The 24261-nt window shown below is 51.2% G+C and carries 23 protein-coding genes; 14 read left to right on the plus strand and 9 right to left on the minus strand.

Annotation, left to right across the window (positions count from 1 at the left end):
• Positions 1-765, minus strand: a 765-nt coding sequence (locus E1189_RS18345; RefSeq protein WP_196221511.1) for an FAD-binding protein, incomplete at its 3' end; no start/stop codon positions are given.
• A gap of 622 nt (positions 766-1387) precedes the next feature.
• Between E1189_RS18345 and coxB the strand changes: the two genes are divergently transcribed.
• The 4 genes from coxB to E1189_RS18365 are packed head-to-tail and all read left to right on the plus strand — an operon-like array spanning position 1388 to position 5664.
• Complete coding sequence (coxB, locus tag E1189_RS18350) at positions 1388-2563, plus strand: cytochrome c oxidase subunit II (protein WP_155162202.1); 1176 nt, start codon at positions 1388-1390, stop codon at positions 2561-2563.
• Positions 2563-4122, plus strand: a complete 1560-nt coding sequence (gene ctaD / locus E1189_RS18355; protein WP_155162203.1) for a cytochrome c oxidase subunit I — start codon at positions 2563-2565, stop codon at positions 4120-4122. Before coxB ends, ctaD begins: the two co-directional genes overlap by 1 nt.
• A 21-nt stretch (positions 4123-4143) precedes the next feature.
• Positions 4144-4698 carry a cytochrome c oxidase assembly protein gene (locus E1189_RS18360; RefSeq protein ID WP_155162204.1) on the plus strand — a complete coding sequence of 185 codons (555 nt, stop codon included), beginning with the start codon at positions 4144-4146 and terminating at the stop codon, positions 4696-4698.
• A 54-nt stretch (positions 4699-4752) separates the two neighbouring features.
• Positions 4753-5664, plus strand: coding sequence for a cytochrome c oxidase subunit 3 (locus E1189_RS18365; protein WP_155162205.1), 912 nt, complete (start codon positions 4753-4755; stop codon positions 5662-5664).
• Positions 5665-5680: 16 nt separating this feature from the next.
• Here E1189_RS18365 and E1189_RS18370 read toward each other — a convergent pair whose 3' ends face one another.
• Complete coding sequence (locus E1189_RS18370; protein WP_155162206.1) at positions 5681-5890, minus strand: DUF2909 domain-containing protein; 210 nt, start codon at positions 5888-5890, stop codon at positions 5681-5683.
• Positions 5891-6029: 139 nt separating this feature from the next.
• On the opposite strand from E1189_RS18370, the gene E1189_RS18375 reads away from it, so the two are divergent.
• The 7 genes from E1189_RS18375 to E1189_RS18405 all read left to right on the plus strand — a co-directional run bounded on the left by E1189_RS18375 (position 6030) and on the right by E1189_RS18405 (position 12421).
• Entirely contained in the window at positions 6030-6740 is a 711-nt protein-coding gene (locus tag E1189_RS18375; protein ID WP_230460516.1) for an SURF1 family protein, read from the plus strand.
• A 68-nt stretch (positions 6741-6808) separates the two neighbouring features.
• Positions 6809-7330: a redox-active disulfide-containing membrane protein gene (locus E1189_RS18380; protein ID WP_155162208.1), complete on the plus strand. Its 522-nt coding sequence runs from the start codon at positions 6809-6811 to the stop codon at positions 7328-7330.
• 11 nt (positions 7331-7341) lie between these two features.
• The gene (locus E1189_RS18385) at positions 7342-8352 is read left to right on the plus strand and encodes a COX15/CtaA family protein (protein ID WP_155162209.1); all 1011 of its coding nucleotides are present in this window, start codon (positions 7342-7344) and stop codon (positions 8350-8352) included.
• 68 nt (positions 8353-8420) lie between these two features.
• Positions 8421-9326, plus strand: a complete 906-nt coding sequence (gene cyoE, locus E1189_RS18390) for a heme o synthase (protein ID WP_155162210.1) — start codon at positions 8421-8423, stop codon at positions 9324-9326.
• A gap of 28 nt (positions 9327-9354) precedes the next feature.
• Complete coding sequence (locus tag E1189_RS18395; protein ID WP_196221512.1) at positions 9355-9999, plus strand: SCO family protein; 645 nt, start codon at positions 9355-9357, stop codon at positions 9997-9999.
• An 86-nt stretch (positions 10000-10085) separates the two neighbouring features.
• Positions 10086-10952, plus strand: a complete 867-nt coding sequence (locus E1189_RS18400) for an alpha/beta fold hydrolase (protein WP_196221513.1) — start codon at positions 10086-10088, stop codon at positions 10950-10952.
• A gap of 260 nt (positions 10953-11212) precedes the next feature.
• The gene (locus tag E1189_RS18405) at positions 11213-12421 is read left to right on the plus strand and encodes a hypothetical protein (RefSeq protein ID WP_155162213.1); all 1209 of its coding nucleotides are present in this window, start codon (positions 11213-11215) and stop codon (positions 12419-12421) included.
• Positions 12422-12479: 58 nt separating this feature from the next.
• On the opposite strand, the gene E1189_RS18410 is transcribed toward E1189_RS18405, so the two are convergent.
• From E1189_RS18410 to E1189_RS18440, 7 genes are all read right to left on the minus strand, one after another.
• Positions 12480-13952 (minus strand): SLC13 family permease, encoded by a 1473-nt coding sequence (locus E1189_RS18410; RefSeq protein ID WP_196221514.1) that lies wholly within the window; start codon positions 13950-13952, stop codon positions 12480-12482.
• A 128-nt stretch (positions 13953-14080) separates the two neighbouring features.
• Positions 14081-14593 (minus strand): hypothetical protein, encoded by a 513-nt coding sequence (locus tag E1189_RS18415; RefSeq protein WP_155162217.1) that lies wholly within the window; start codon positions 14591-14593, stop codon positions 14081-14083.
• A 33-nt stretch (positions 14594-14626) separates the two neighbouring features.
• Positions 14627-15439: a zinc ABC transporter permease subunit ZnuB gene (gene znuB, locus E1189_RS18420; RefSeq protein ID WP_155162219.1), complete on the minus strand. Its 813-nt coding sequence runs from the start codon at positions 15437-15439 to the stop codon at positions 14627-14629.
• Positions 15436-16188 carry a zinc ABC transporter ATP-binding protein ZnuC gene (gene znuC, locus E1189_RS18425; RefSeq protein WP_155162221.1) on the minus strand — a complete coding sequence of 251 codons (753 nt, stop codon included), beginning with the start codon at positions 16186-16188 and terminating at the stop codon, positions 15436-15438. Before znuC ends, znuB begins: the two co-directional genes overlap by 4 nt.
• Positions 16181-16684: a Fur family transcriptional regulator gene (locus E1189_RS18430; RefSeq protein ID WP_329602110.1), complete on the minus strand. Its 504-nt coding sequence runs from the start codon at positions 16682-16684 to the stop codon at positions 16181-16183. The genes znuC and E1189_RS18430 overlap by 8 nt, the downstream gene beginning before the upstream one ends.
• Before the next feature lie 89 nt (positions 16685-16773).
• Positions 16774-17766 carry a homoserine kinase gene (locus E1189_RS18435; protein WP_196221515.1) on the minus strand — a complete coding sequence of 331 codons (993 nt, stop codon included), beginning with the start codon at positions 17764-17766 and terminating at the stop codon, positions 16774-16776.
• A 41-nt stretch (positions 17767-17807) separates the two neighbouring features.
• Entirely contained in the window at positions 17808-18236 is a 429-nt protein-coding gene (locus tag E1189_RS18440; protein WP_155162228.1) for a DUF2782 domain-containing protein, read from the minus strand.
• Positions 18237-18367: 131 nt separating this feature from the next.
• Here E1189_RS18440 and polA point away from each other — a divergent pair, with 131 nt between their 5' ends.
• From polA to E1189_RS18455, 3 genes are all read left to right on the plus strand, one after another.
• A complete protein-coding gene (polA, locus tag E1189_RS18445) occupies positions 18368-21160 on the plus strand; it encodes a DNA polymerase I (RefSeq protein ID WP_155162230.1) in 2793 nt (930 codons plus the stop codon).
• 258 nt (positions 21161-21418) lie between these two features.
• Positions 21419-22612, plus strand: a complete 1194-nt coding sequence (locus E1189_RS18450; protein WP_155162232.1) for a hypothetical protein — start codon at positions 21419-21421, stop codon at positions 22610-22612.
• 407 nt (positions 22613-23019) lie between these two features.
• A complete protein-coding gene (locus tag E1189_RS18455) occupies positions 23020-24183 on the plus strand; it encodes a DUF4419 domain-containing protein (protein WP_155162234.1) in 1164 nt (387 codons plus the stop codon).
• Positions 24184-24261 lie beyond the last annotated feature (78 nt).

Consider the following 24261-nt stretch of genomic DNA (forward strand, 5'->3'; position numbering starts at 1 on the left):
GGCCGGTTCACCTGTGTCGTAGAAGTCCATCACAATCATATTATGGAAGCGCAGCATAGGGTTGATCGACAGCCGTGCAGAGTGGAGGGCCAGGTGTTTATTGTTTTTGTATTCATTGAAGAAGCGCTTTTCGTAATCGCTGACTTTCACTAACTCTGATCGTTTGAGCAGCATGTGATTTGGTACAACCCGCAGAGTGACTTCCGTGATAATGCCCACTAAACCATAGGTTCCAATAACGGCGTGGAAGAGGTCTGGGTTCTCGGTGCGACTGGCCGTCATCCAGCGCCCATCGGTCAGCAGTACTTTCACACTTTCCACCGTACTGGAAACCGGGTTCCAGTGCAGATCCTGCCCGTGGGCATTAACTTCCAGCGAAGCACCAATAGAAAAGTCGCTGTACGACTGTATGGCTGCAATCGCTAAACCGAACGGGGCCAGATGCTCCTGCAGGCGTTTCCAGGTCATACCGCTTTGTACAGAGATGAGGTTCCTCTCGATATCCAGATTGATAAGTTGGTTCATCTCCCGCGTATTGATCTGGATAACGCTGTTGGTGCAGGCCTGGTTACCCTGACTGTAGCTTTCACTCTGAAGGGTGATTTTCACATTCTTCCTTCTCGCTTCATTGATGATCATTTCCAGTTCGCGGGGGTGGTCGGGAGATTTTGTTTGAAAATGGGTGCACTGTTTGGCGCTGGCAAACGTAAGAGGAGTAAGAGCTAATACAAACAGTGGGGCAATAACAGTGGTGATGCGAAACATAACGGCTTTCTCCATCGATCCATATTTGGAGTGCTCTTGTTTTTTTGCAGTTCCCGTATGGTTAGTAGGTCTGTTTGGCTTGTCAGTGACGGTTGGATCAGAAATTAGCGGTTTGCTTTTGGAACCTCATGTTGTTTAATGAGGAGGCAGTAAAAAACTCAGTGGCATGTGCTTTAGCCAGATTGGTAACCAGATTTCGAGAAGCAGGAACTCCTGTGAAGTGTTTGGTACAGGCAGTGTAAGATCCTTTCCTTCTCTCAGGGAAAGAATAACTGAGCTTATAAACTGTTTCTGTTGCCTGATATTGGGTGCGGATGAAGTCTGTTTGATGTTAAGCGTGTAGCGAAACCTGAAGCGTCGGGTGTCGTGTAAGCCTGTTCCCCCACAGCAGAGCCCTCTGCGAATCTCTCGTCTCTCGTATTTGGGCGTCTCTCATTTTTGGCTTTGTCACTTTTGGTCATGCAAAACAGCCCGGTTTTGACTACCTTTTTGTCAGTGCCGGGGAATAATAAAAATAAGCACTGTCCAACGTATGCCGTACGCCTGTGGGTAGCTGTAATCCCCTGAATGTTGTTGCGTTTAATCGTGTTGCGATAGAGCTACCGTCAGAGGATGGATGTGAATGAGGCTGCAAGCGAGAAGACTTGTCATGCTTCTGACCGGCCTGACGACCTCCCCTGCCCTGTGGGCCGAGTGGGCGTTCAATATGCCGGAAGGGGTCACGGATCTCAGTCGTTCAATTTATGATCTGCACATGACGATCTTCTGGATCACCGTGGTTATCGGTGTTCTGGTGTTTGGCGTGATGTTCTGGTCAGTCATCTTTCACCGCAAGTCGCGGGGAGCGAAAGCATCTGAGTTCCACGAAAGCACACTGGTTGAGATTCTCTGGACCAGTATTCCTTTTGCCATTCTGGTTGTGATGGCGATCCCTGCCACCAAAACCCTGATTGAGGTGTACGACGCAGATAATGCAGATATCGACATCAAGGTCACCGGTTACCAGTGGAAGTGGCAGTATGAATATCTTGGGGAAGATGTCAGCTTCTTCAGTAATCTCTCAACGCCACGGGATGAGATCAGCAACGCTCGTCCGAAAAACCCTAATTATCTTTTGGAGGTGGATGAACCACTGGTGGTTCCCATTGGTAAAAAGATCCGCTTCCTCGTCACCGGTGCCGATGTTATCCACTCCTGGTGGGTGCCTGAGCTGGCGGTGAAAAAAGATGCGATTCCCGGCTTTATCAATGAATCCTGGGCCAAGATCAACAAGCCCGGCATCTACCGTGGTCAGTGTGCTGAACTCTGCGGCAAGGATCACGGTTTTATGCCCGTTGTCGTAGATGCCCGCACGCAGGAGGATTACGAGAGCTGGCTGCAGGAAAAACGTGAAGAAGCCGCGAAGATTCGTGAGCTGACCCAGAAGGACTGGACCATGAGTGAACTCATGGCCAAGGGTGAAGAGGTATACAACAAAGTGTGTGTAGCCTGTCACCAGCTTAACGGCCAGGGGCTGCCGCCCATGTTCCCAGCGCTGAAAGGTGCTGAGATGGCGGTTAAGAGAGAGATGATTGATGACCACATCAACATCGTTCTCTACGGTAAGAAAGGCACCGCGATGCAGGCCTTCAAGGATCAGCTGAGTGAAGTGGATATTGCCGCTGTTGTGACCTATGAGCGTAATGCCTGGGGGAATAACACCGGAGAAATGATCACGCCGAAAGACATTCTCGACTACAAGAAAGATGGCAAATACACCGGACGCCATTCGCAAGAGAATGCAAAGGAGGCCAAGTAATGAGTGACCACCATCACGGGCCTGAAAAAGGCCTTATGCGCTGGGTGCTGACCACCAACCATAAAGACATCGGCTCGATGTATATGTGGTTCAGCTTTGCCATGTTTCTGCTGGGCGGCTCCATGGCCATGGTGATTCGCGCCGAACTGTTCCAGCCCGGTCTGCAGATTGTAGAACCGAACTTCTTTAACCAGATGACTACCATGCATGGTCTTATTATGGTGTTTGGTGCAGTTATGCCAGCCTTTGTAGGTTTGGCAAACTGGATGATTCCCATGATGATCGGTGCGCCGGATATGGCACTGCCACGGATGAATAACTGGAGTTTCTGGATTCTTCCGTTTGCGTTCGCACTGATGGTGAGCACGCTGTTTATGGAAGGCGGCGGCCCCAACTTCGGTTGGACCTTCTATGCGCCTTTGTCCACAGATTATGCGCCTCCTTCTACCACATTCTTCATCTTTGCTGTTCATATGATGGGTGTGTCGTCCATCATGGGTGCGATCAACGTCATAGCCACCATCCTGAACCTTCGGGCTCCGGGAATGACGTTGATGAAAATGCCGCTGTTTGTATGGACGTGGCTGATCACCGCTTACCTGCTGATTGCGGTTATGCCGGTACTGGCGGGTGCAGTGACCATGATGCTGATGGATATCCACTTTGGCACAGCATTCTTTAACGCAGGCGGTGGTGGTGACCCTGTGCTGTTCCAGCACGTGTTCTGGTTCTTCGGGCATCCTGAGGTGTACATCATGATTCTGCCTGCGTTCGGAATTGTGTCTGCCATCATACCGGCCTTTTCTCGCAAACCCCTGTTTGGTTACACCTCTATGGTTTACGCGGTGGCGAGTATCGCCTTCCTGTCGTTTATCGTGTGGGCGCACCACATGTTTACGGTGGGCATTCCGCTGGTGGGTGAAATCTTCTTTATGTACGCCACCATGCTGATTGCGGTGCCAACGGGTGTGAAGGTGTTTAACTGGATCGCCACCATGTTCCGAGGCTCTCTGAGCTTTGAAACCCCTATGCTGTTCTCTGTAGCGTTTGTGGTGCTGTTCACCATCGGCGGTTTCTCCGGTTTGATGCTCTCCATTGCACCGGCTGACTTCCAGTATCACGACACCTATTTTGTGGTCGCCCACTTCCACTATGTTCTGGTGCCAGGAGCAATTTTCGCAATTTTTGCCGGAACCTATTACTGGCTGCCGAAGTGGACCGGCCACATGTACGACACTGCTCTCTCCAAGGTACATTTCTGGATGTCATTTATCGGTATGAACCTGACATTCTTCCCTATGCACTTTGTGGGGCTGGCTGGCATGCCGCGCCGGATTCCCGATTACAACATGCAGTTCGCTGACTTCAATATGATCTCCAGTATTGGTGGCTTCATGTTTGGTGTAACCCAGCTGCTGTTCCTGTTTATCGTGATCAAGTGTGTGAGAGGTGGTGAAAAAGCAGAAGCCAAGCCTTGGGAGGGAGCTCACGGATTGGAGTGGATGGTGCCTTCACCGGCGCCGTATCACACCTTCACGACTCCACCGGATGTGAAGTAAGGGGCGGCAAGGGAGACGATTATGCAGCTGGACCCGGCACAAAAGACGATTCTCAAGGCAACGGCAACAGCGGTTGGCATGTTTGCCTTTGTCTTCGTGGTGATGGTTCCGCTGTATAACGTGCTGTGTAAGGTGACGGGCTTGAATGGAAAGACCGACCCGAATCCTTATAAGGCCGTTCCTGCTGCGGTGGATACGTCCAGAACAATTACCGTGCAGTTTCTGGCGACCAACAACAAAGGGATGCACTGGGATTTCAAACCCAGTACCCACAAAGTTGAAGTACATCCTGGTGAGATCGGTTCGCTGACGTTCTACGTTCGCAACCCGTCTGGCAAGGATATGGTGGGGCAGGCTATTCCCAGTGTGTCTCCTTTTGAAGCTACAGACTATCTGCATAAAACAGAGTGTTTCTGCTTTACCTCTCAGCCTCTGCTGGCCCATGAGGAGAAGTACATGCCACTGAAGATTATCGTGGATCAGGATCTGCCCAAGCATATTAAAAAGCTGACGCTGTCGTACACCCTGTTCGATATTACCGATATGAATAAGAAGAGGACTGCCGGGCTGCAGTAATGCTTTAGCAAATAGCCCCGTTCGCTATTGAATAAAAGTCTCCGGAGACAAACGATGGCAAATGAAAACCAGGGAGCAGGTGCCGACGAAGGCACTTATTACGTACCGGCGCAAAGTAAATGGCCCATAGTTGCAACGGTTGGCCTGTTCCTGACGCTGGTTGGCGCAGGGATGATGATGAACAGCATGAGCGCCCAGACCAGTGATGCAACAGGGCACTACGTGTTCTTTGCTGGCTCGCTGATTATGGCGTGGATGCTGTTTGGCTGGTTCGGGGATGTGATTCGTGAATCCCGTGCTGGTTTGTACAGTGCTCAGATGGATCGTAGTTTCCGCTGGGGTATGGGGTGGTTCATCTTCTCGGAAGTGATGTTTTTCGCCGCCTTCTTCGGCACGTTGTTCTTTATCCGCTTTTTCGCAGTGCCCTGGCTGGGAGGTGAAGGCGATAAGGGTGTGAGCCAGATGCTCTGGCCCGGGTTTGAAGCCCAATGGCCGTTGATGACGAACCCTGACCCGGAAGCCTTTCCCGGCCCAAGAGAACTGGTAAACCCATGGACGCTGCCACTGATCAATACCATTTTGCTGGTGACCTCCAGCGTCACCTGTACCAAGGCGCACCATGCTCTGGTGGCGGATAACCGCAGCAGCACTAAAACATGGCTGATGCTCACTCTGATTCTGGGTTTCGTGTTCCTGGTGGTGCAGGGGTATGAGTATTACCACGCGTATCACGAGCTGGGATTAACTCTGAACTCAGGCATCTACGGTTCAACCTTCTTTATGCTGACCGGTTTTCATGGGGCGCACGTAACCCTTGGAGCGATCATGCTGACGATCATGTATATCCGCATTGCGAAGGGCCACTTCACAGCCAGGAATCACTTCGGTTTTGAAGCGGCAGCCTGGTATTGGCACTTTGTCGATGTGGTCTGGATCGGGTTATTCCTGTTTGTGTATATCTTGTGACAAGTGATACAGCGTCTTAAAGCCAGGGCGCTGATATATCGAGCTGGCCGCTGAGTTTGCCGTACAGCACCAGCCCAAGAATAAGGCCCGCCATAAGTACGCGGGATGTGAGTGACCAGACAAGGCGGGGAGAGCCACTTTTATCCTTCATCAGCCCGACGAAAGCATTCACAAGGCTGGCAATCATGGCAATAAGAAGGACGACGATGGCAACTTTGATCCACATAAGGCTCTCCGCTTTTACTGTAATGCTCAAGGCTGTTTTTGTTGTTTGATACCAGCTTACTCTGTCGTTTAGGTAAAGGGAAAGGAAGCTGGGAACTTATAGAAACTAGAATAAAAAGCCCGGAAACGGATGAAGTTTGATGTATCGAGTCCGCATAGTTTTATTGGTAATGCTCTTCCTGCCTGTTCTCATTGGGCTGGGTTTCTGGCAGCTTGAACGGTATCACGTCAAGCAGGATCTGGAAGATCAGTATGAAGCCCGCAGAACGGGAAACTACACTGTTGCCGATCTGAAAGGGCTGTACGACCCGCTCTACTTCCAGTTGACTCTCACAGGCCGGTTCGATAACTCCCATAACTTCTATCTGGATAATCGGACGTATCAGGGGCGGGTTGGTTTCCATATCCTTACGCCATTTGTCACAGATAAAGGGGATACTGTGATTGTGGATCGTGGCTGGATTGCAGGAATACCTGATCGCAGCCGTTTACCCGAGGTGCCAGAGGTCTCGGGGCTGGTTACCATCAGAGGACAAAGCTGGCTGCCAGCCGGTGAAGCTTTTCTGTTGGAAGACGATGTGTGGACTGAGAGTTGGCCAAAGGTGATTCAGGCTATTGATCAGGAACGAATGATCGATGCTTTAAATGTGAAGGCTGAGCCATGGCTACTGGTTCAGGGCCATGATCAGCCCGGCAGTCTACAGAAAAATTTTCACCTTACCAATATGCCACCTTCCCGGCATTTTGGTTATGCCATTCAGTGGTTTTCAATGGCAGCCGTTTTGGTGCTGTTGGGGCTCTGGGCACTTCGAAAAAATAACAACAATAAAAACGCAGTGACACAGGAGTAATTGTGATGGTTGAAGCAGGGACAAAACCAGCAGCATCAGGCAAAGCTTCCGGTCGATGGGAGTTGTACATGATTTTTCTCATCCCGTTTGGTGGTGTAGCTTTGGCTGCGTGGATGTATTTTGGTGGGCAATTTCTTCCCGAGGGACGTAATCATAAAGGCAACCTGCTTTCCCCCACGTTAACACTGGAAGCTTTTCAGGCGGCTAATCTCAATGCCGATGTGCTGGATGGTAAGTGGGGTATTCTGGTGGTGGCGGATGGTGAGTGCGGTGAAACCTGCAAAAACTCCCTTTATCTCACCCGTCAGGCCCATATTGCCCTGAACCGTAATTCTACTCGCATGTCCCGCTTCCTGGTTTCTGACACAGCCCCACAGCCAGAGCTGCAAACCTTTATTGATGCGGAACACGACGGGTTAACGGTTGTGAAGGGCGCCATGCCTTCTCTCTCCCATGGTTCAGAAGGCAGCGTGCGTATATTCCTGACCGACCCGTTGGGCAACGTCATGCTCTGGTATAACGAAGAGCACACTGGAAAACAGATTCTGAAAGATATGGAAAAACTGCTGAAGACCAGCCGCATTGGGTAAGGGGGGGCTGTATGACAAATCGTAAACCCGGATTCTGGTTAGCAGCATTTGCCACTCTTCTTGCGGTGGTTGTGGTGGGTTTGGGGGCCTGGACTCGTCTGGTTCATGCGGGGTTGGGGTGTCCTGACTGGCCCGGCTGCTATGGCTTTCTTACAGTTCCTGAAACTGCCCGTGAAATCAGCATCGCAGAAGCCCGTTTCCCCGATGCTCCGGTTGAGGTGGAAAAAGGCTGGCCGGAAATGATTCACCGTTATGTGGCTGGTTCACTGCTGTTGCTGGTGTTGGGCATTGCTGTGAGTGCGGTATGCAACCGCAAAGAAGAAGGTCAGCCGGTAAAACTACCGCTGTTTATACTGGGGCTGATTATTCTGCAGGCCGCCTTTGGAATGTGGACTGTGACATTAAAGCTCTGGCCGCAGGTTGTTACAGCACATCTGTTGGGAGGCTTTGCGACATTGAGCCTTTTAGCTTTGCTTACCCTGAGGCTCTCGGGGAGTTGGCAGAAGGTGCGAAGTTTTTCGGAGTCTCTGTTCCAGCCTGATAAACTGGCAATTGCCGCACTGTTAGTGGTCATTGGTCAGATAACTCTGGGAGGCTGGACCAGCTCCAACTATGCTGCACTGGCCTGCCCGGATTTACCAACCTGTCAGGGGCAATACCTGCCACATATGGATTTTGTGGAAGGTTTTGATATCACGCAGTCTATCGGCCCGAACTATCTGGGGGGGCAGATGGACAACGATGCTCGTGTAGCCATTCATATGGCCCACCGTATCGGCGCTATTCTTACGACGCTGTTAGTAGGGTTTCTGGCACTGGGAGGTTTGCTGCGAGGGGCTGAAGGTCTGAAGCCGATGTACGTCTTTGTTTTGGGTGCCCTGGTATTGCAGGTTTGTCTCGGGCTGAGCAATATAATTTTTTACCTGCCTCTTTCTGTTGCGGTTGCTCATAACCTTGGAGGTGCTTTACTACTTGTGTCCATTATGATGCTGAATTACCGATTGCGCCTGGAACGAGCTTAGGCCCTGTTCAGCCTCTCGAGTCACCGTACGGAAAAAATAATAAAAAGAAGGATTGAAGGTGTAGGGTTATGGGAATAACAAGAGCCAATGATACAAGCGCTCCAGACTCTGCTGACTGGCAGGATTATCTGGAGCTGTGCAAACCCAAAGTGGTTGCCTTGATGATACTGACGGTTGTCATCGGTATGTGTCTGGCAACACCGGGCTGGGTGCCTCTGGATATACTGTTTTTCGGCAACCTTGGTATTGCCCTGTGCGCGGGTTCTGCAGCGGTGATTAATCATGTGGTGGATCGTCGTATCGATACAGTCATGGCACGTACCATGAAGCGCCCCGTTGCTACAGGTAAGGTTGAGCCATTAAACGCCCTGATTTTCGCCTTGATAATTGGTGTGGCGGGCATGACTATTTTGCTGGCGCTGGTGAACTCGCTGACGGCCTGGCTGACTCTGGCTTCACTGTTGGGGTACGCTGTCGTTTACACCCTGTTTCTCAAGCGGGCGACGCCCCAGAATATTGTGATTGGCGGCATTGCCGGTGCTGCCCCTCCCCTTTTAGGCTGGACATCGGTGACTGGCGAATTCCATGGCAATGCCCTTCTACTGGTGCTGATTATCTTTGCCTGGACACCTCCTCATTTCTGGGCGCTGGCTATTCACCGTAAAGAAGAATATGCCAAGGCAGACATTCCCATGCTGCCGGTCACCCATGGTGAGGCTTATACCAAACTGCATATTCTGCTCTACACCGTTGTCCTGCTTTTGGTGAGTCTGATGCCATGGATGACCGGGATGAGTGGCATGATCTATCTGATGGGGGCAACGGCTTTGGGCTTACGTTTCCTGTATTGGGCTGTAGCGCTGTTGCGTGAATCCCGCCCCCATGCAGCGATTAAAACATTCCGCTATTCCATTACCTATTTGATGTTTCTGTTTGTGGTTTTGCTGGCAGACCACTATCTCTATCTGGGTTGAAAACAATAACGAGTTAAGGGTTATGCAAATGGATTCAGGTGTACGCAAAACGGTTTTCTTTCTAGTGTTGGCGGTTGCGGTTGTTGTTGCTCTGACCTTTAACAAGTTCAACGGCAAACCTGCGCTGGATACGGAGGCCCTTCGGGAACAAGGTGTCGTCTGGTACGAAACGCCCCGCACCTTCGTTTTCAATCCCCTTTCAGAAGCTGGCGGAGAGACGTTTACCAAGGACGATCTGCAAGACAACTGGACGCTGATGTATTTTGGTTTCACCTATTGCCCGGATATTTGCCCGGCCACGCTGGCCAATATGGCGCAAATGATGAAGGAGCTGAGAGCGATCAATTCGCAGGTGGCTGAAAAGGTCAATGTAGTACTGATAAGTGTTGATCCTGCTCGGGATACACCGGATAAACTGGCATCTTATGTAGACTTTTTTGATGAGTCTTTTACTGGTGTGACGGGAGATGATGCCAATCTGAAGGCCCTTTCACAACAGTTGAATGTCGCTTATGCGATTGTAGGAGATACCGAGACCGACGACTACCTTGTGGAACACAGTGCTCAGGTTGTGCTGGTGAATCCACGGGGAGATTATCAGGGCTTCCTGCGTCCGCCGTTCAAGCCTAAAGAGCTGGCAGACGCCATGGTGAAAATAGATCAGGCCTTCTAATTTACGTCAACAGGATTGTCAGAGTTGGCCATTAACCAATGGAGTGCCCTGTGAGACTCTTTCTGGAGATTGCAGGGTTTTTCAAAATGACTCCAATAGTTTCCCGCCAAAACATTTGTCTGAATAACAAAGCTGCTCATTACTTCTCCCTGGAGAGTAAAGGTGGCTTCTCTCAGCCGATTCATATGTATCATGCCAATGCCTACCCTTTCGGCACCTACCGGTGTTTTCTGGAGGAAGTACAGGGGCATGTTTTTGGTTTGGCTCACAGGGGGACATGGGACGGTGCCGGGCTCCCTGGAAAAGATATGCACTGGCATCACTACGCGGATGACCTGATAGCCTTTCTTGATCAAAAAAATACAGGGCCGGTTGTTGGCATAGGGCACTCCCTTGGAGCTGTGGCCACTACCTTTGCGGCTGCACGAAGGCCTGACCTGTTTTCTGCTCTGGTGCTGATTGACCCTGTCTTTATTCCTACATCGGTATGGCTGGCTTTTCGAGGGGGCCAGAAAATCACCTCCCGGGTAAACCCCATGGCTGTCATCGCAGATCGTCGCCCTAACCAATGGCAGAGCCGTGAAGAGGCTATGGCATTTCATCAGCCTAAAAAAGCCTTTGCAGCTTTTACGCCTCAGGCTATGTCGGACTTTGGCGAGTTTGGTATTGCCGAGAATGACGATGGTTTTGGTTTGGCCTACCCGCGAGAGTGGGAAGCTCACAATTATCGCAATATTCCCTATGTATGGCCTGCCATCAAAGCCTTGAAAATGCCTGTGTTGGGGATTCGGGGAGAAACCAGCGATGTACTGCATCCGCTCGTTATGAAAAAGTGGAAATGGCTTCAACCCAACCATCAACTGATAGAGCTGAAAGACGCCGGGCACATGGTTCCACAGGAATCCCCTGGTGACTGTTCCGAGGTAATAAACCGGTTTCTTCGCATCTTGTGATCTCCCCTTTCTTGCCGATATTCACGGTATTCACTCTTTCAGGAATGAACACTGTGAAGATCTCTCTCTCGAATATTTCCAGCAAGCTGTGGGATTTACCCGCAAAATTTTTCCCAGGGCGTGTTGGGCAATTTCTTAAATCAGCATGTTTGCGTGTCGTGCAAGTATGTATACCTGAGAGGTATCTGCCCCTGTCACTCAAGCCGGGGTATCAGAAAAAATGGACGGATTACGATATCTCCGGAGCCAAGGGAAACCTTGTGAGCATTCGGGAGGATAATATTCAAAGTTATTTTAACCATCTGCTGAAGGCGATTGAGGAAAAGGAAGGCCTCCTTCGGCAGGGGCAGGGGCAGGATATAGCCCCCCAGCCAGACAGTTTGAAGCAATGCCATCCGGATGAGTTGCAGCGAATTTTCAAGGAAGATGCCCGCCAAGGGGGAGCTTTGATGATACACCTTCTTCAGGCACACACTAAAGAAATGAAAAATATCTGGGATGCATTCCCGGCCAGCCAGCGTACGACCTTGTTAGGAGATTACTGCATGTTGGTTGATAGTATGGATGCCCCTCAACTTCATGCCTTGATGGATCACGATGCCCGCAGTGGGGGCTACCTGTTTATTGCACTTGCTGAGACTCACCCTATGAGCCTTGGGCAGCGTCTCAAGGACTTTGATGGGGAAGAACTGTACTCTCTGATGAAAGCCTATAACAAGGCTACAGCCGTCAGAACCCCGAATCAGGGACGAGCTGTATTACGAATGCTACATGCTCATTTACCCGGTGGTATTGCGATAAACAGAGATGGCCATATGACGGCTTTTGATTATATGCAGATATCCATGGACTTTTGCGGCCAGAACCTTCAGCCAGAAACACTGGCTGCAATGCTACAGGAAAAATATGAACTGAGTGACCTCTCGGTTGGAGATCTGGCCTCTATTCCCAGTGCTGTCATTTTAACCGATCTTACCTTCCAATTAAGTGAAGCCCGCAGTGAGGGTGAGTCACCACAATGGTATAACCGATGGCTTGAAAAGAAAGAGGAGCTGCTTTCCGGTATGCCGTCATCAGCGCTTCTAAGCCCGGAGATGCCTGAGCAGCACAATGCCTACGCGATCAATATTGCGGCTCTTATGGAGACTGCCAAAAACAGTGGTGACGGTGATTTGAAGGCAGCCACTCATGCTCTGGATAACATGCTTTGCATGGGCCTGCCGGTACATAATCTCAAGCATGAAGCCGATGATAAAGCCATTTCGGTTGGAGATGGCGACCTGTATAGAGAGCTGGATAATATAAGTCTCGGGGACATCGCTGTGCTGGGGGGGAAAGACCGGGAAGCCAGCATGAAACTTCTAAAGGATCTGGGTTGGAAGCCTCTGCAGCGCAGTGGCGATGAAACCAGAAAAGCACTCATTGTCCGGGAGTTTCTGGGAGAATTCTTTTCTGATTACCTCTGCTAACAGTAGGGCTGATACCAGGGCAAAACATGATTATTCTTTGATCAACCCCAACACTTGTTCAGGATAACAGCCCGATCCAGCGCCACCAGCTCATGGCAAACAGCACAAAAAGCATAAGACTTGCGGCAGTGAGTTGAATACCGATGCGTGCGAAGGTTTTGGTATCAAAGCTGCCAGTGGAATAAGCCAACATATTTTGCGGAGCATTTACTGGCAGGATCATGCCAAAGCTGATGGCAAACAGTTGCAGCAGGACCAGTGAAGCACCATTAACCTTCATGCTCTCCGGCAGGCTATCAGCCAGTGCCAGGAAGATGGGTATCAGGGTCACGGTGAGACTCATGGCGCTGGCAAAGCCAAGGTGCAGGATGGTAGTGAACAGCGTCATGACAAGAATCAGCAGCACCAGTGACATGGACTGCAGATCCAGGGAGGAAAAAAAGACCTCAGCCAGCCAGCCAGCTGCTCCAGTACTGACCAGCTGCTGCCCGAGACTGATGCTGACTCCAAACATGACAATGACGCCCCAGGGCAGGCGCTTTTCCACGTCTTTCCAGCCCTCAAAAACACCAATACCCGGCAGCAGAAGGCACACGCTCATACTCAGCATGGAGGCCGGTACCGAAACATGGTGCACAATGCCTTCCATGATCCAAAGCATCAACAACAGGCCTGTATAGGTGGCCAGACGCTTCTGCGCTGGCTCCCATTCAGGCTGCGCCTGGTAGAGAGTAGTGTCGCCATGATGCCCATTGAGGTCATGACCAGATATTGCACGACGCAGGATGAAAAACAGTATTATGGTCATCAGTAGCGACCAGGGGGCGGCATAGAGCAGCCATCGGCCCCAGGTTATGCTGAAGCCACTGTGCTCGGCCATAAGCTCCAGTCCGGCGACATTGTGAACGGACGCAGTCATTATCCCGACATTCCACACTGTGCTGACCTGGGCTGCACCAATCATCAGAATTGCCGCCAGACGGCTTTTATCACTTAGCCCGAGAGTACTGATCACGCCGGTCAGGATAGGCACCTGGACAGCTGTTCGGCCGGTAGGGGATGGTATCAGGAAGGCCAGCACCACGCCGATAGAGAGGCACCCGGCCAGAATGGCGCTGGTGTCGGGCCTGACCCGGGACAGGATAGCCAAGGCAATGCGCCGGTCCAGGCCTGTCGCCTGCATGGCTGCTGCCATGACCAAGGCTCCGGAGATCATCACTATTCCTGTGGATGAAAAACCTTTCATGGCCAACCCTATAGCCTTGTTTGTGCCGAGAACAGCCCCTGTTTCACTGTCAGGGACCAGACCAAGCAGTAATGTCATCAGACCGACAATCAGCAGCGCGCTGATGGGGTAAGCAAGGGCTTCTGTGATCCAGAGCAATACGGCCATCGCCAGAATGGCCAGTACGATCTGCCCGGCGGACGAAAGCCCGGGCATCGGCAGAGAGAGAATAAGCAGAAGCAGACACAGGGAGGCAGGGAGGGCAAGTTTGCCCATCCAGACTTTTCGTGGACTGGTGTTTTCCATTGACATCGACACCGGTTCTTACACTAAAAAGTAATCCGGCTAAGTATTTGTCAAAATAACGGTATGTCCATTAAAGGCTGGATGAACAGCTTCGATGTTAAACCAGGCGTCTGAGATTCAGACACACCTTACTCCTCAATCGTGCCCTGAAGCTCTGGAACCGTTACGGTAATAACCCCCACCGAGGGTGACGATGCAACCTCTTCTATCTCAACGGTCATGGTTTCCCGTCGAGGTCTGGAGGTGGGTTTTTGAGCCTCTCGAACCGCATCAAGAATAAACCCTGCTTCCGGATAGTCCGGAAGCACCTTTAATGCCCGCACAGCCAACAGCTTGGCTCTGTCGTATTTTTGCTGGATGAATGCCTTTTGCCCCAATGCAACTAGCTGCTGTGCCACTTGTTCGCGGTATGTGCCGATTGCCGGGCTATGGGGAGAAATGAGCTCCAGTCGTTGAATCTTTTCCAAAGCGTTATGGCCGGTTGGTCGAGTCAGGCGGTTGGCGGCAATGTCTGCTTCAATGCCTGCAACGACTGGCCCAGTGGGTGTGTGCAGGCTTGTTTTGACGGGCTGTGGCGCTGTCTGGCATCCCGTGAGAAGCAGCAGCGCCAGTGCAGGCAAAAACAAAAATTGTTTCATCATTCTTTTTGGATAAGGCTTGTTGGTATAAATCGTTTAGGAAATCTGACGTCTCTGATTTGTACCCGTCAGTGCCGATACTGACATAACCAGCAAAAACAGAGCTGCGCTACAGACTACCACGGAAGGCCCGGTTGGCGTATCCCATTTCAGGGATGCCCACATGCCACCGGTCACCGACAACATACCCATCACACTGGCCCCAATTGCCATCTGCTCGGGAGAACGGGCAATGCGTTGAGCTGTGGCGGCGGGAATAATCAGCAGTGAGGTGATCAACAGCACACCTACAATCTTCATGGCCACGGCAATCACCAGTGCAATCAGCAGCATGAGAATCAGGCGCATACGCTCAACAGGTACGCCCTCTACCTGAGCCAGCTCTTCGTGAACAGTAATGGAGATAAACTGTGACCAGAAACGCGCCAGCAAAAGCAACACACAGGCTCCGCCACCGTAAATCCAGAACAGGTCTGTCTGGCTGACAGCCAGCAGATCACCGAACAGGTACGCCATCATATCCACCCGCACCGCTCCCAACAGGCTGACAACCACAAGGCCAAGGCTCAGGGCGCTGTGGGCGAGAATACCCAGCAGGGTGTCGGTAGCCATCATGCGTTTTTGCTGGAGCCATACCAGCAACAGCGACAACACAATACAGCCCACCATAACGGCGACCTGTACATTCACATTTAACAGAAACCCGAAAGCCACCCCCAGCAGTGCCGAGTGGGACAGGGTTTCGCCGAAGTAAGCCATGCGCCGCCACACAACAAAGGTGCCGAGCGGGCCAGCCACAAGGGCTACCCCTAAGCCTGCGAGCAGGGGGTAAAGAAATAAAGACATCATGATGGAGAGTTCGGTGTTGCTTTTGAATTGTGTTCGTGGGACGGATGATTGCAGTTGTGACGATGGCTATAAACCGCCAGTTCATCGGACTCCACGCCAAACAGGCGCAGATAAGCCGGATGCTGACTCACCTGACTGGGGTGGCCGGAACAGCAGATGTGATTGTTCAGGCAGATTACGTTATCTGTGGCAGCCATCACCAGATGCAGGTCGTGGGAAACCATCAGAACACCACAGCCGTATTCATCCCGCAGCTCGGCAATCAGGTGATAAAGGTCCCTCTGGCCAGCCACATCCACACCCTGCACCGGTTCATCCAGCACAAGAAGGTTTGGTTTGCGTAACAATGCACGGGACAGTAGTACACGCTGCGTTTCACCACCAGACAGGCTTTGAACCGGGCTGTGGATAATATGTTCAACTTTCGTGCGAACCAGAGCTTGGCGAATCTCGCGCTTACTTGCTCCAGCCAATCCTAAAAAGCGCTCCACACTTAATGGCATAGACGGATCAATCTGCAGTTTCTGGGGCATATAGCCAATGCGGAGATTGTGGTGAACCTTTCGATTCCCCGCCGCTGTTTCAAGCAGGCCAAGCACAATACGTACAAGGGTGGTTTTGCCAGCCCCGTTGGGGCCAATCAGCGTGACAATCTCGCCCTTGTTCAACTGCAGGGAGACATTTTCAAGAACGGTGCGCTCCTGAAAGATGACCCGCACATTGTCCAGTGACAGTAAAGCCTCAGGCATCAGCTTTCTCCAGCTGGCAGGCGGGACACAGGCCTGTCAGTTCAACCAGAGCACCGCGGGTTTGAAAGCCGGTGCTGTCTGCAAGATCCTGGATCGGGAGCAGACTGGCTTCGCCGCCCACTTCATGGGCCAGCTCACGGGTTGTGCGGCACTTTTCACAGATCAGGAAAATACCGACATGGGGAGTATCCGGGCAGCTGCAGCCAATAAATGCATTAAGAGATGCAATGCGGTGAACCAGCCCTTGTTCCTGCAGGAAATCGAGGGCGCGGTATACAGTTGGCGGAGCGGCTGGGCGATCCTGCCCCTTAGACAGCATGGCCAGCACATCATAGGCGCCAACAGGCTTGTGGCTGTGCCATACCAGCTCAAGAACCTGTTTGCGCAAGGCTGTCAGGCGCTGCCCTCTGGCGTAGCAGATTTCAGCAGCCCGCTCCAGGGCCGCGTGAATACAGGTGTCGTGGTCGTGGTTTGTATATTCGATTCTTGTGGTCACACAGAGTGCTCGCGGTACTTGCAAAGATATAATATAACATCCAGAGCGGGGCAGATCGAAGGATGACTCCCGGAGCCGGTTTCCCTGGGTCAGGGAAGGATTAAAGATGCTGAGGTTGCGGTGCGTAACTTCAGCATATCCCTGAACTCATCAGGGTTTTTAAAGTGGCGGATAATCTCGTTCTCACTATCCTGCTCTTCTTCGGGGTGGATGTAGGTGATGATGCGGGAAATCCAGAAGCGCAGACAGGCCAGCCGGTGCATCAGGTGCCAGCAGCGGTGTTCGCCATCGGTGAATGGACGCACTTTGTTGTAAGCCAGCAGGAAAGCATCAGTTCTGGCGGTGTCCAGCTCCAGGGAACCGGGTTTGCGGCACCAGTCATTCACCGTAACCGCCACATCATATAGCAGCCAGCCTCTGCAGGACTGAAAAAAGTCGATAATAGCGGTGATCTTCTCCCCTTCAAACAGTACATTGTCGACAAAAAGATCGGCATGAATCAGCCCCCTGGGGAGGTCAGACTCTGCCGCTAATCCAGCGGTGATCTCCTGCCACTGACTGGCCTGCAGTTTAGCTTCAGTTTTGGTGATTAAAGGTGCGAGGCGTTGAATCTGTGTGCTGATCCAGTCCATGCCCCGCAGGTCATCCTGGGATATAGATGCTTCTGTGCCGGCGACATGAATGCGGGCCAGATTTTCTCCGATAGCCCGGCATTGCTCAATGGTGAGATCGGCTGGGTCCACATGGTGCCCCGACAGGCAGGGCTGCAGCATGCAGGGTTTGCCTTTGATCTCTCGCAGGGGCTGGTCATCCTTGCCATGAACAGGTGCGGGAACGGGTAAACCAGTATCTGCCAGCAGCTCCATAAACCGGATAAAGAACGGCAGTCTCCCCTTGGGCACGTACTCGAAAATGGTGAGTACGAAGTACTGCTCACCTTTTTCAGGGTGCAGGGTGTCCACAAAGTAGTTTGTGTTCTCAACGCCCCCTGTAATGCCCTTCCAGCTTATTAGCTCTCCTTCATCGTAGAGGGACAGAAAACTGCGAAAATCCTTATTGGAGAGTTGTGTGTAAACTGCCATTGTTGTTAACCCGACTCTTAATTGTTCTTGGTCTTGTTGTCTTACCATTCAAAGATTCGCCAGCTGGGAATCAGCATCTGAGGGCGGTTGGCGCGCCTGAAGTTGCCGTTTCTGTCCACGGCCACCAGGTAGTAAGGCTTGCCCACTTTGGGAATCACCTTAATAGAATAGAGAACACCGTTTACCCGGTACTCGTGAATGGTTCTTTCCTTGCCGGGGCGGATCACAATATCTGTGCCTTCAGGAAGGTTTTGCAGGGCATCGGGGTCAAAGCTTGGATCGTTTGCGGGTGTGTTGCTGTCGGCCTCCTGCTTCTGCGGCTGGATGCTTTTTACACCGGGAATGGCTGCGACCGGAGGCCTGGCGTTCTCGTCCGCATCGCTGTTAGGGGAAAGCGTGCTGCAGCCTGTCAGTGCAATGGAGCCTGTCAGCAGAAAAGACGCTGCAAAGACCTTGGTCAGTCTGTTCATAAATATTTCTCATTCATGTACTTGGCGCTGCTAGAATAGCCCGAACTGGTTGCCGCCCGCGGCCATTCTACCTTTATCTGTTGCGGGATAGCACCGGCTAAATCACTGAAATTCTAGATGCAGGGAAGACAATGTCCGATCACCACGACACAGCGGATCAAAAGCCTCTGGTACTCGTAGATGGCTCATCCTATCTCTATCGTGCCTTCCATGCGTTACCACCCCTTACCAACTCCAGGGGGATGCCTACAGGGGCGGTCAAAGGGGTAGTGGGAATGCTGCGACGGCTGCAGGCTGACTATGCGGGCAGCACCGTTGTGGTGATTTTTGATGCCAAGGGCAAAACCTTCCGTGATGATATTTATCCCGAATACAAGGCCCAGCGCCCACCTATGCCGGATGATCTGCGCTGTCAGGTAGAGCCCCTCTACGAAATTATTCGTGCCACAAGTATGCCCATGCTGGTAATTGAAGGTGTAGAAGCGGATGACGTGATCGGTACGCTGGCCACCCGAGCCACGGAGGCAGGCCGTAACACCGTGGTCTCCACCGGTGATAAAGACCTTGCCCAGCTGGTAAACGAGCATGTAACGCTGGTGAACACTATGTCCAACTACGTGATGGACATCCCCGGTGTGCACGAGAAGTTCGGCATTGGCCCTGAGCTGATTATCGACTTCCTCGCCCTGATGGGAGACAAAGTGGATAACATTCCCGGCGTTCCCGGCGTGGGCAATAAAACAGCACTGGCACTGTTGCAGGGGCTGGGAAGTCTGGACACGATTTACGCCAATCTCGACAAAGTGGCCGAGCTGGGCTTCCGTGGTTCCAAAACCATGGGCAAAAAGCTCGAAGCCAACAAGGAGCAGGCTTACCTCTCCTACGAGCTGGCCACTATTCGTACTGATCTGGACTTAGGCTGCAAGCTGGAAGACCTTGTTCCCGGCGAAGAGCAAAAAGACAAACTGCTGAAATATTTTGAAGAGCTGGAATTTCGTGGCTGGGTGAAGGAGCTGAAAGAGGGTGCGCCTTCTGTCCCTGCTAAGAAACCATTGCCTTCTACTGTAGCGGTTGCTGCTGAAGCTTCTGATGAGATCGAAATCCCCGCAGCTGTAGAAACCCACTACGAAACTGTTCTTGAACAGGCACAGTTTGATATATGGCTGGAGCAGCTGAAAAACGCCGAGCTGTTCGCCTTCGATACCGAAACTACAAGCCTCGACTACATGGAGGCAGAAATTGTCGGTGTGTCCTTTGCCGTAGAAGCAGGCAAGGCGGCTTATGTGCCACTGGCCCACGATTATCTGGATGCGCCTGTACAGCTGGATAGAACAGCTGTGCTGGAAGCTCTGAAACCCTTGCTGGAAGACGACAGCTGCAAGAAGGTTGGGCAAAACCTCAAATACGACCGCAGCGTTTTAGCTCGCTATGATATCGACCTGAAAGGTATCGCCTTCGATACCATGCTGGAGTCCTACGTTCTGGATTCCACCGGCACCCGCCATGATATGGACAGTCTCGCCAAAAAGTACCTCGGCGTAGAAACCATCCATTTTGAGGATATTGCTGGCAAAGGTGCCAAGCAGCTCACCTTCAATCAGATTGCATTGGAACAGGCTGGCCCTTACGCAGCAGAGGATGCCGATATCACCCTGCGTCTGCACCAGACCCTGTGGCCTCAGCTGGAAAAAAATCCCAGGCTGGTGGATGTATTCAAGGATATTGAGCTGCCGCTGGTACCAATCCTGTCCCGTATTGAGCGTAATGGGGCGCTGGTGGACGCTGGTCGTTTAGGTGTCCAGAGTCAGGAAATCGCCGAACGCCTGCACGAACTGCAGGAACTGGCGTGGAGCGAAGCTGGTGAAGAGTTCAACCTTTCTTCCCCCAAGCAGCTTCAGGCTTTGCTGTTCGATAAGCTCGGCCTGCCGGTTATCAAGAAAACCCCCAAAGGTCAGCCATCTACAGCAGAAGAAGTGCTGGTGGAGCTGGCACGCAGCTATAAGCTGCCCAAGCTGATTCTGGAACATCGCAGCCTGAGCAAGCTTAAGTCCACGTACACGGACAAACTGCCCCAGATGATTAAGCCCGCCACTGGCCGTGTACACACGTCTTACCATCAGGCGGTTACGGCTACTGGACGTTTGTCGTCGTCTGATCCAAACCTGCAGAACATTCCTGTGCGTTCCGGTGAAGGTCGTCGGATTCGTCAGGCGTTTGTTGCCCGCCCCGGTTATAAACTAGTGGCTGCGGATTACTCCCAGATTGAACTGCGTATCATGGCGCACCTTTCTGGTGATAAAGGTTTGCTGACAGCCTTTGCGGAAGGTCTGGATGTTCACAGAGCAACAGCGGCAGAAGTGTTTGATGTGGCGCTGGAGGATGTGACTGCGGATCAACGACGCAGTGCCAAGGCGATTAACTTTGGTCTGATTTATGGCATGTCAGCTTTCGGCCTCGCCAAGCAGTTGGAAATTCCCCGTGGCGATGCCCAGAAGTATGTAGAGCTGTACTTTGCCCGTTACCCCGGCGTGCAAAAATACATGGATGAAACCCGTGCCCTGGCCCACGAGCAAGGCTATGTGGAAACACTGGCGGGTCGCAGGCTGCATCTCCCCGAAATCAATGCCCGGAACAAAATGCGCCAGCAGGCCGCAGAGCGTACGGCCATCAATGCTCCTATGCAGGGCACAGCTGCAGACATCATCAAGGCTGCCATGATTGCTGTGGACAGCTGGCTACAGGATGATTCATACGACGCGCGTGTGATTATGCAGGTACACGATGAACTGGTTTTGGAAGTGAAAGAAGAGCAGCTGGATGATGTTGTAGCTGGCTTGAAAGAGTGCATGTCCGCTGCTGCCACACTGGATGTTCCGCTGGTTGTTGATGCTGGCATTGGTGATAACTGGGATGAAGCGCACTAATCTGCGGATCTGTTAGCCCAACAAAAGCCCCGTTTTCGGGGCTTTTCACTATACTTCAGCCCCCACCGCTGAAGGAGTAGTGAAATGTTGGGTTTACGCTTTGCAAGGCATCACTGGCTGCTTTTTCATATATGTCTGCTGGTGCTGTTTTCTATTTTGTTTTTGTCGACAGCAACAAACAGCTCTCCGCTTTATCCTCCCCTCAAAAATCGGATGTCAACATATACGCCAGAGTTAGAGTACTTTTGTGGAGATGGCATGTGTGGAGAAAATGCCATTCTGAACAGTCTCCCTTTTCATAAGCGTTATGAGTTTGTGGATCATGCCTGGACGGTACAGGACTCTCTGTCGCGGCTGGGGAAAGAGGAATCACTGGGGATAGTTTCCCTCATGCTAATGTTGCTGGCTGGGCAGGGTATTGTGAACACTGTGGGAGATTACAGCCGGCCTCTTGTGTCTCTGGGGCTGCAGACAGTTGTTGACTACGCACTTTCCCATCACAAAGCAGATTTCCTGCTTCGATCTGGAACGAATGCAGTTAACTATTTCCTTGCCGGGGATCACTGGGGCTGGCGGCAGCTGTTATGGTTCTCGGCGGGGCATTCATCCCTGTTGAATGTGCACTGGCGAGATTTACGAGCACAGCTTCACCCTCTGTATGACGGCCAGCGGCGCATTCACTTTACCTCTGAAACTCTTGATCTGCTTTTTGCGTTAACTCTGGAGATTTCCGGCAGTGGTGGGCGTAAAAGCGGACAACTGATTATTCGCATTGATCAGTTCCAAAGCCTTCCTGATACATCGCAGGCTTTGGGAAACAAGCTCGAGTACAGTTGGCTTGAGCTTTTTCAGGCTTGCCGCCAGAACGAAATAACCTCTATTAGTATTCGTCCAGCGCCCAATCGGCATAGGATGATCGTACAGTTCTGGTGGCATGAGCGGCTGTTATCAGAGAACGATGTGCAGTTAGAGCTGACGGAGGGGGTCATTGGTGAACCTGTCTGGCTTACGGACTGGCTTATTCAAAGGGAATGGCCAGAAGGTTGGCAGATTGGTTTTGAGCCACTTATTCTTCCGCTGACAGATTCGGTGCTGGACGCCATCACAAACAAGATCCTTCAAGGGCTGAATAATGAAGTGGTCCCTGTGGTACCCGTATCCGGGGGCGTCGCTCCTGAAGGGCGCATGGCGGTTTTCTCAACCGGAGACTGGGGCTATTTGCTGGTGGATCGCAATCAGACCAAGGACGTAGAGCTGCCGGAGATGTGGCTGAATACATCGGAAAGTTACAGCGAAGATATTAAGCTTTCACTGGCTCAGCTGGAGGCTCATCGCATTCCCGGCAGGGAGCGTGGGCGTGCTGGCCTGGGGTTTGAAGCGCTGAGGAGTTTCGTTGCCAGGGGCATTATTGCTATGGCTCTGGAGTCAGGCTTTTTCCGGTCCAGCCGCTAAAAACGGCTTGATCGAAACTTTTTATCTGGCTGGAAGTCTTGGTATTTCTGGAGTTTTGAGAATATTGCGACGATAAGCGAAAAAAGTTTCAAAAAAAATGAACTTTTTCCTAACAACGTGGTCAGAGTATATGAGCGCTGAGATTTTCCCTTTATGTGTGTGGAGGGGCTCAGTGATCGAAACTCCTTGTGTGTGTTGTGTGTTGTTTTCGGGGAAGTGTGTGCCCCGTGAACTCACGAAAAAACTTAACTCCGGTATCATTCCCCCAATGATGCCGGAGTTTTTTTTATGGCATCAAGTTGGTGCACCTTGCTATAAGGATATAGCTTTATTACATAAAAAAAGGCCATGCACATACGCAAAAAACATCTATATTTCGGTCTCTTTTTACGTGTCGCAATGTAAATATGAAGTGCTTTCTCTGTTTTCCACCAGCACTATTATTTGTTTGGGTAAACCTTGTTGTTGCAGGCGTTACATTTCCAGTTAATGATGTTACCCCAGCTACACAGAAGTTACCGGTCTATAACGCCAGCGACAGACACGAAGGTTTTGCGAGAGCCTACAATGCAATTCCTGCCAGTATTAAAGAAGCAAGAAGCCTGAGTGGTGAGTGCTTTGTCAGACCAAAAGCTGACGAGTGTGCCTGTGATTTTGCATCCAGTATCATTTCAGCCTTTCGTGATCACCGTCCTGTTGAGATTACACCTGATGCTGTGTGGATGATGATCCTTCAGAGTTTTTCTGCTCACATCAATAAAAACGCCGAGGAATTTCGGGACATGTTTGTAAGCCATGAGGGCAGGAAAACTCTATGTGTAGAGTGCGATACCGACTCATATCCTGAGGGTGATCATCATATGTCCGAGCTGTTTTGTAAGCAAATTTCAAAAAATATAAAAGATAAAACTTTGGTTAGTCTGCTGAGTAAGCCGTTTTCAACAAGCTCACAAGACGATCTGACATCCTTTCAGTTTGCCATTATGGGCTCGGTTCAGGAATTTTTTACTTTCAAATGTTATCCGTGTTCTGGTATTCCGTATATAACTCTGCAGGGGACTGTTGACGATTGGAAGGACTTACGTGATCGTTTTTTACACTTGAAAAGTTATGATCTAAATGACTGGCATGATGTGCTGGATCCTGTTCTGAAAAAATTTGAAGAGACGGCAGGCCTGCAACCAGAAGAGGTTGACAAGGTATTCTGGCAAGGGATGGTTAAGTACTTTGATCGATACAAGGGTAGTGGTCCCCCTTCGGGGAGTATTAACGGATGGATTGTTAATTTTTACAAAGACATACGGCCTGATTTCTATGCTACCGGGAACTTATCGGACTCCAAGGCTTTTGAGGGTAGAGCGGTTGGTTTGGATTTCCTCCCATTTTCAAGAGTAAAGATACCTGTTACGTTCGTGACGAAAATCAGACATGAAGAACATGAAGAACATTATGAAGAACTTCATGAAGAACATGTTGTTATTACGGGGATCATGGGAGCGCAACAATCTCCAGACTCTTTGGCTCTAAAACCCATTGTTGGTTGGATGAGGGGTAAACTCAAACAAGAATAGGTAGAGGGTTTATCATTTGCGGAATCATTCCCTTTTGGGCAGCCAACTGTCTAAGTACCCGGACCATTGCTTTCGCAT

This window comes from Parendozoicomonas verongulae (genome assembly GCF_009711465.1).
GTDB lineage: Bacteria > Pseudomonadota > Gammaproteobacteria > Pseudomonadales > Endozoicomonadaceae > Sansalvadorimonas > Sansalvadorimonas verongulae.

Bases quoted from the DNA above. Each gene is read 5' to 3' on its own strand.
- E1189_RS18360 (WP_155162204.1), top strand. From the start codon at position 4,144: ATGCAGCTGGACCCGGCACAAAAGACGATTCTCAAGGCAACGGCAACA.
- E1189_RS18375 (WP_230460516.1), top strand. From the start codon at position 6,030: ATGTATCGAGTCCGCATAGTTTTATTGGTAATGCTCTTCCTGCCTGTT.
- E1189_RS18450 (WP_155162232.1), top strand. From the start codon at position 21,419: ATGTGTGGAGAAAATGCCATTCTGAACAGTCTCCCTTTTCATAAGCGT.
- E1189_RS18410 (WP_196221514.1), bottom strand. From the start codon at position 13,952: ATGGAAAACACCAGTCCACGAAAAGTCTGGATGGGCAAACTTGCCCTC.
- E1189_RS18415 (WP_155162217.1), bottom strand. From the start codon at position 14,593: ATGATGAAACAATTTTTGTTTTTGCCTGCACTGGCGCTGCTGCTTCTC.
- E1189_RS18400 (WP_196221513.1), top strand. From the start codon at position 10,086: ATGACTCCAATAGTTTCCCGCCAAAACATTTGTCTGAATAACAAAGCT.
- ctaD (WP_155162203.1), top strand. From the start codon at position 2,563: ATGAGTGACCACCATCACGGGCCTGAAAAAGGCCTTATGCGCTGGGTG.
- E1189_RS18440 (WP_155162228.1), bottom strand. From the start codon at position 18,236: ATGAACAGACTGACCAAGGTCTTTGCAGCGTCTTTTCTGCTGACAGGC.
- znuC (WP_155162221.1), bottom strand. From the start codon at position 16,188: ATGCCTGAGGCTTTACTGTCACTGGACAATGTGCGGGTCATCTTTCAG.
- E1189_RS18365 (WP_155162205.1), top strand. From the start codon at position 4,753: ATGGCAAATGAAAACCAGGGAGCAGGTGCCGACGAAGGCACTTATTAC.
- E1189_RS18385 (WP_155162209.1), top strand. From the start codon at position 7,342: ATGACAAATCGTAAACCCGGATTCTGGTTAGCAGCATTTGCCACTCTT.
- E1189_RS18435 (WP_196221515.1), bottom strand. From the start codon at position 17,766: ATGGCAGTTTACACACAACTCTCCAATAAGGATTTTCGCAGTTTTCTG.
- E1189_RS18370 (WP_155162206.1), bottom strand. From the start codon at position 5,890: ATGTGGATCAAAGTTGCCATCGTCGTCCTTCTTATTGCCATGATTGCC.
- znuB (WP_155162219.1), bottom strand. From the start codon at position 15,439: ATGATGTCTTTATTTCTTTACCCCCTGCTCGCAGGCTTAGGGGTAGCC.
- E1189_RS18455 (WP_155162234.1), top strand. From the start codon at position 23,020: ATGAAGTGCTTTCTCTGTTTTCCACCAGCACTATTATTTGTTTGGGTA.
- coxB (WP_155162202.1), top strand. From the start codon at position 1,388: ATGAGGCTGCAAGCGAGAAGACTTGTCATGCTTCTGACCGGCCTGACG.
- E1189_RS18395 (WP_196221512.1), top strand. From the start codon at position 9,355: ATGGATTCAGGTGTACGCAAAACGGTTTTCTTTCTAGTGTTGGCGGTT.
- cyoE (WP_155162210.1), top strand. From the start codon at position 8,421: ATGGGAATAACAAGAGCCAATGATACAAGCGCTCCAGACTCTGCTGAC.
- E1189_RS18380 (WP_155162208.1), top strand. From the start codon at position 6,809: ATGATTTTTCTCATCCCGTTTGGTGGTGTAGCTTTGGCTGCGTGGATG.
- polA (WP_155162230.1), top strand. From the start codon at position 18,368: ATGTCCGATCACCACGACACAGCGGATCAAAAGCCTCTGGTACTCGTA.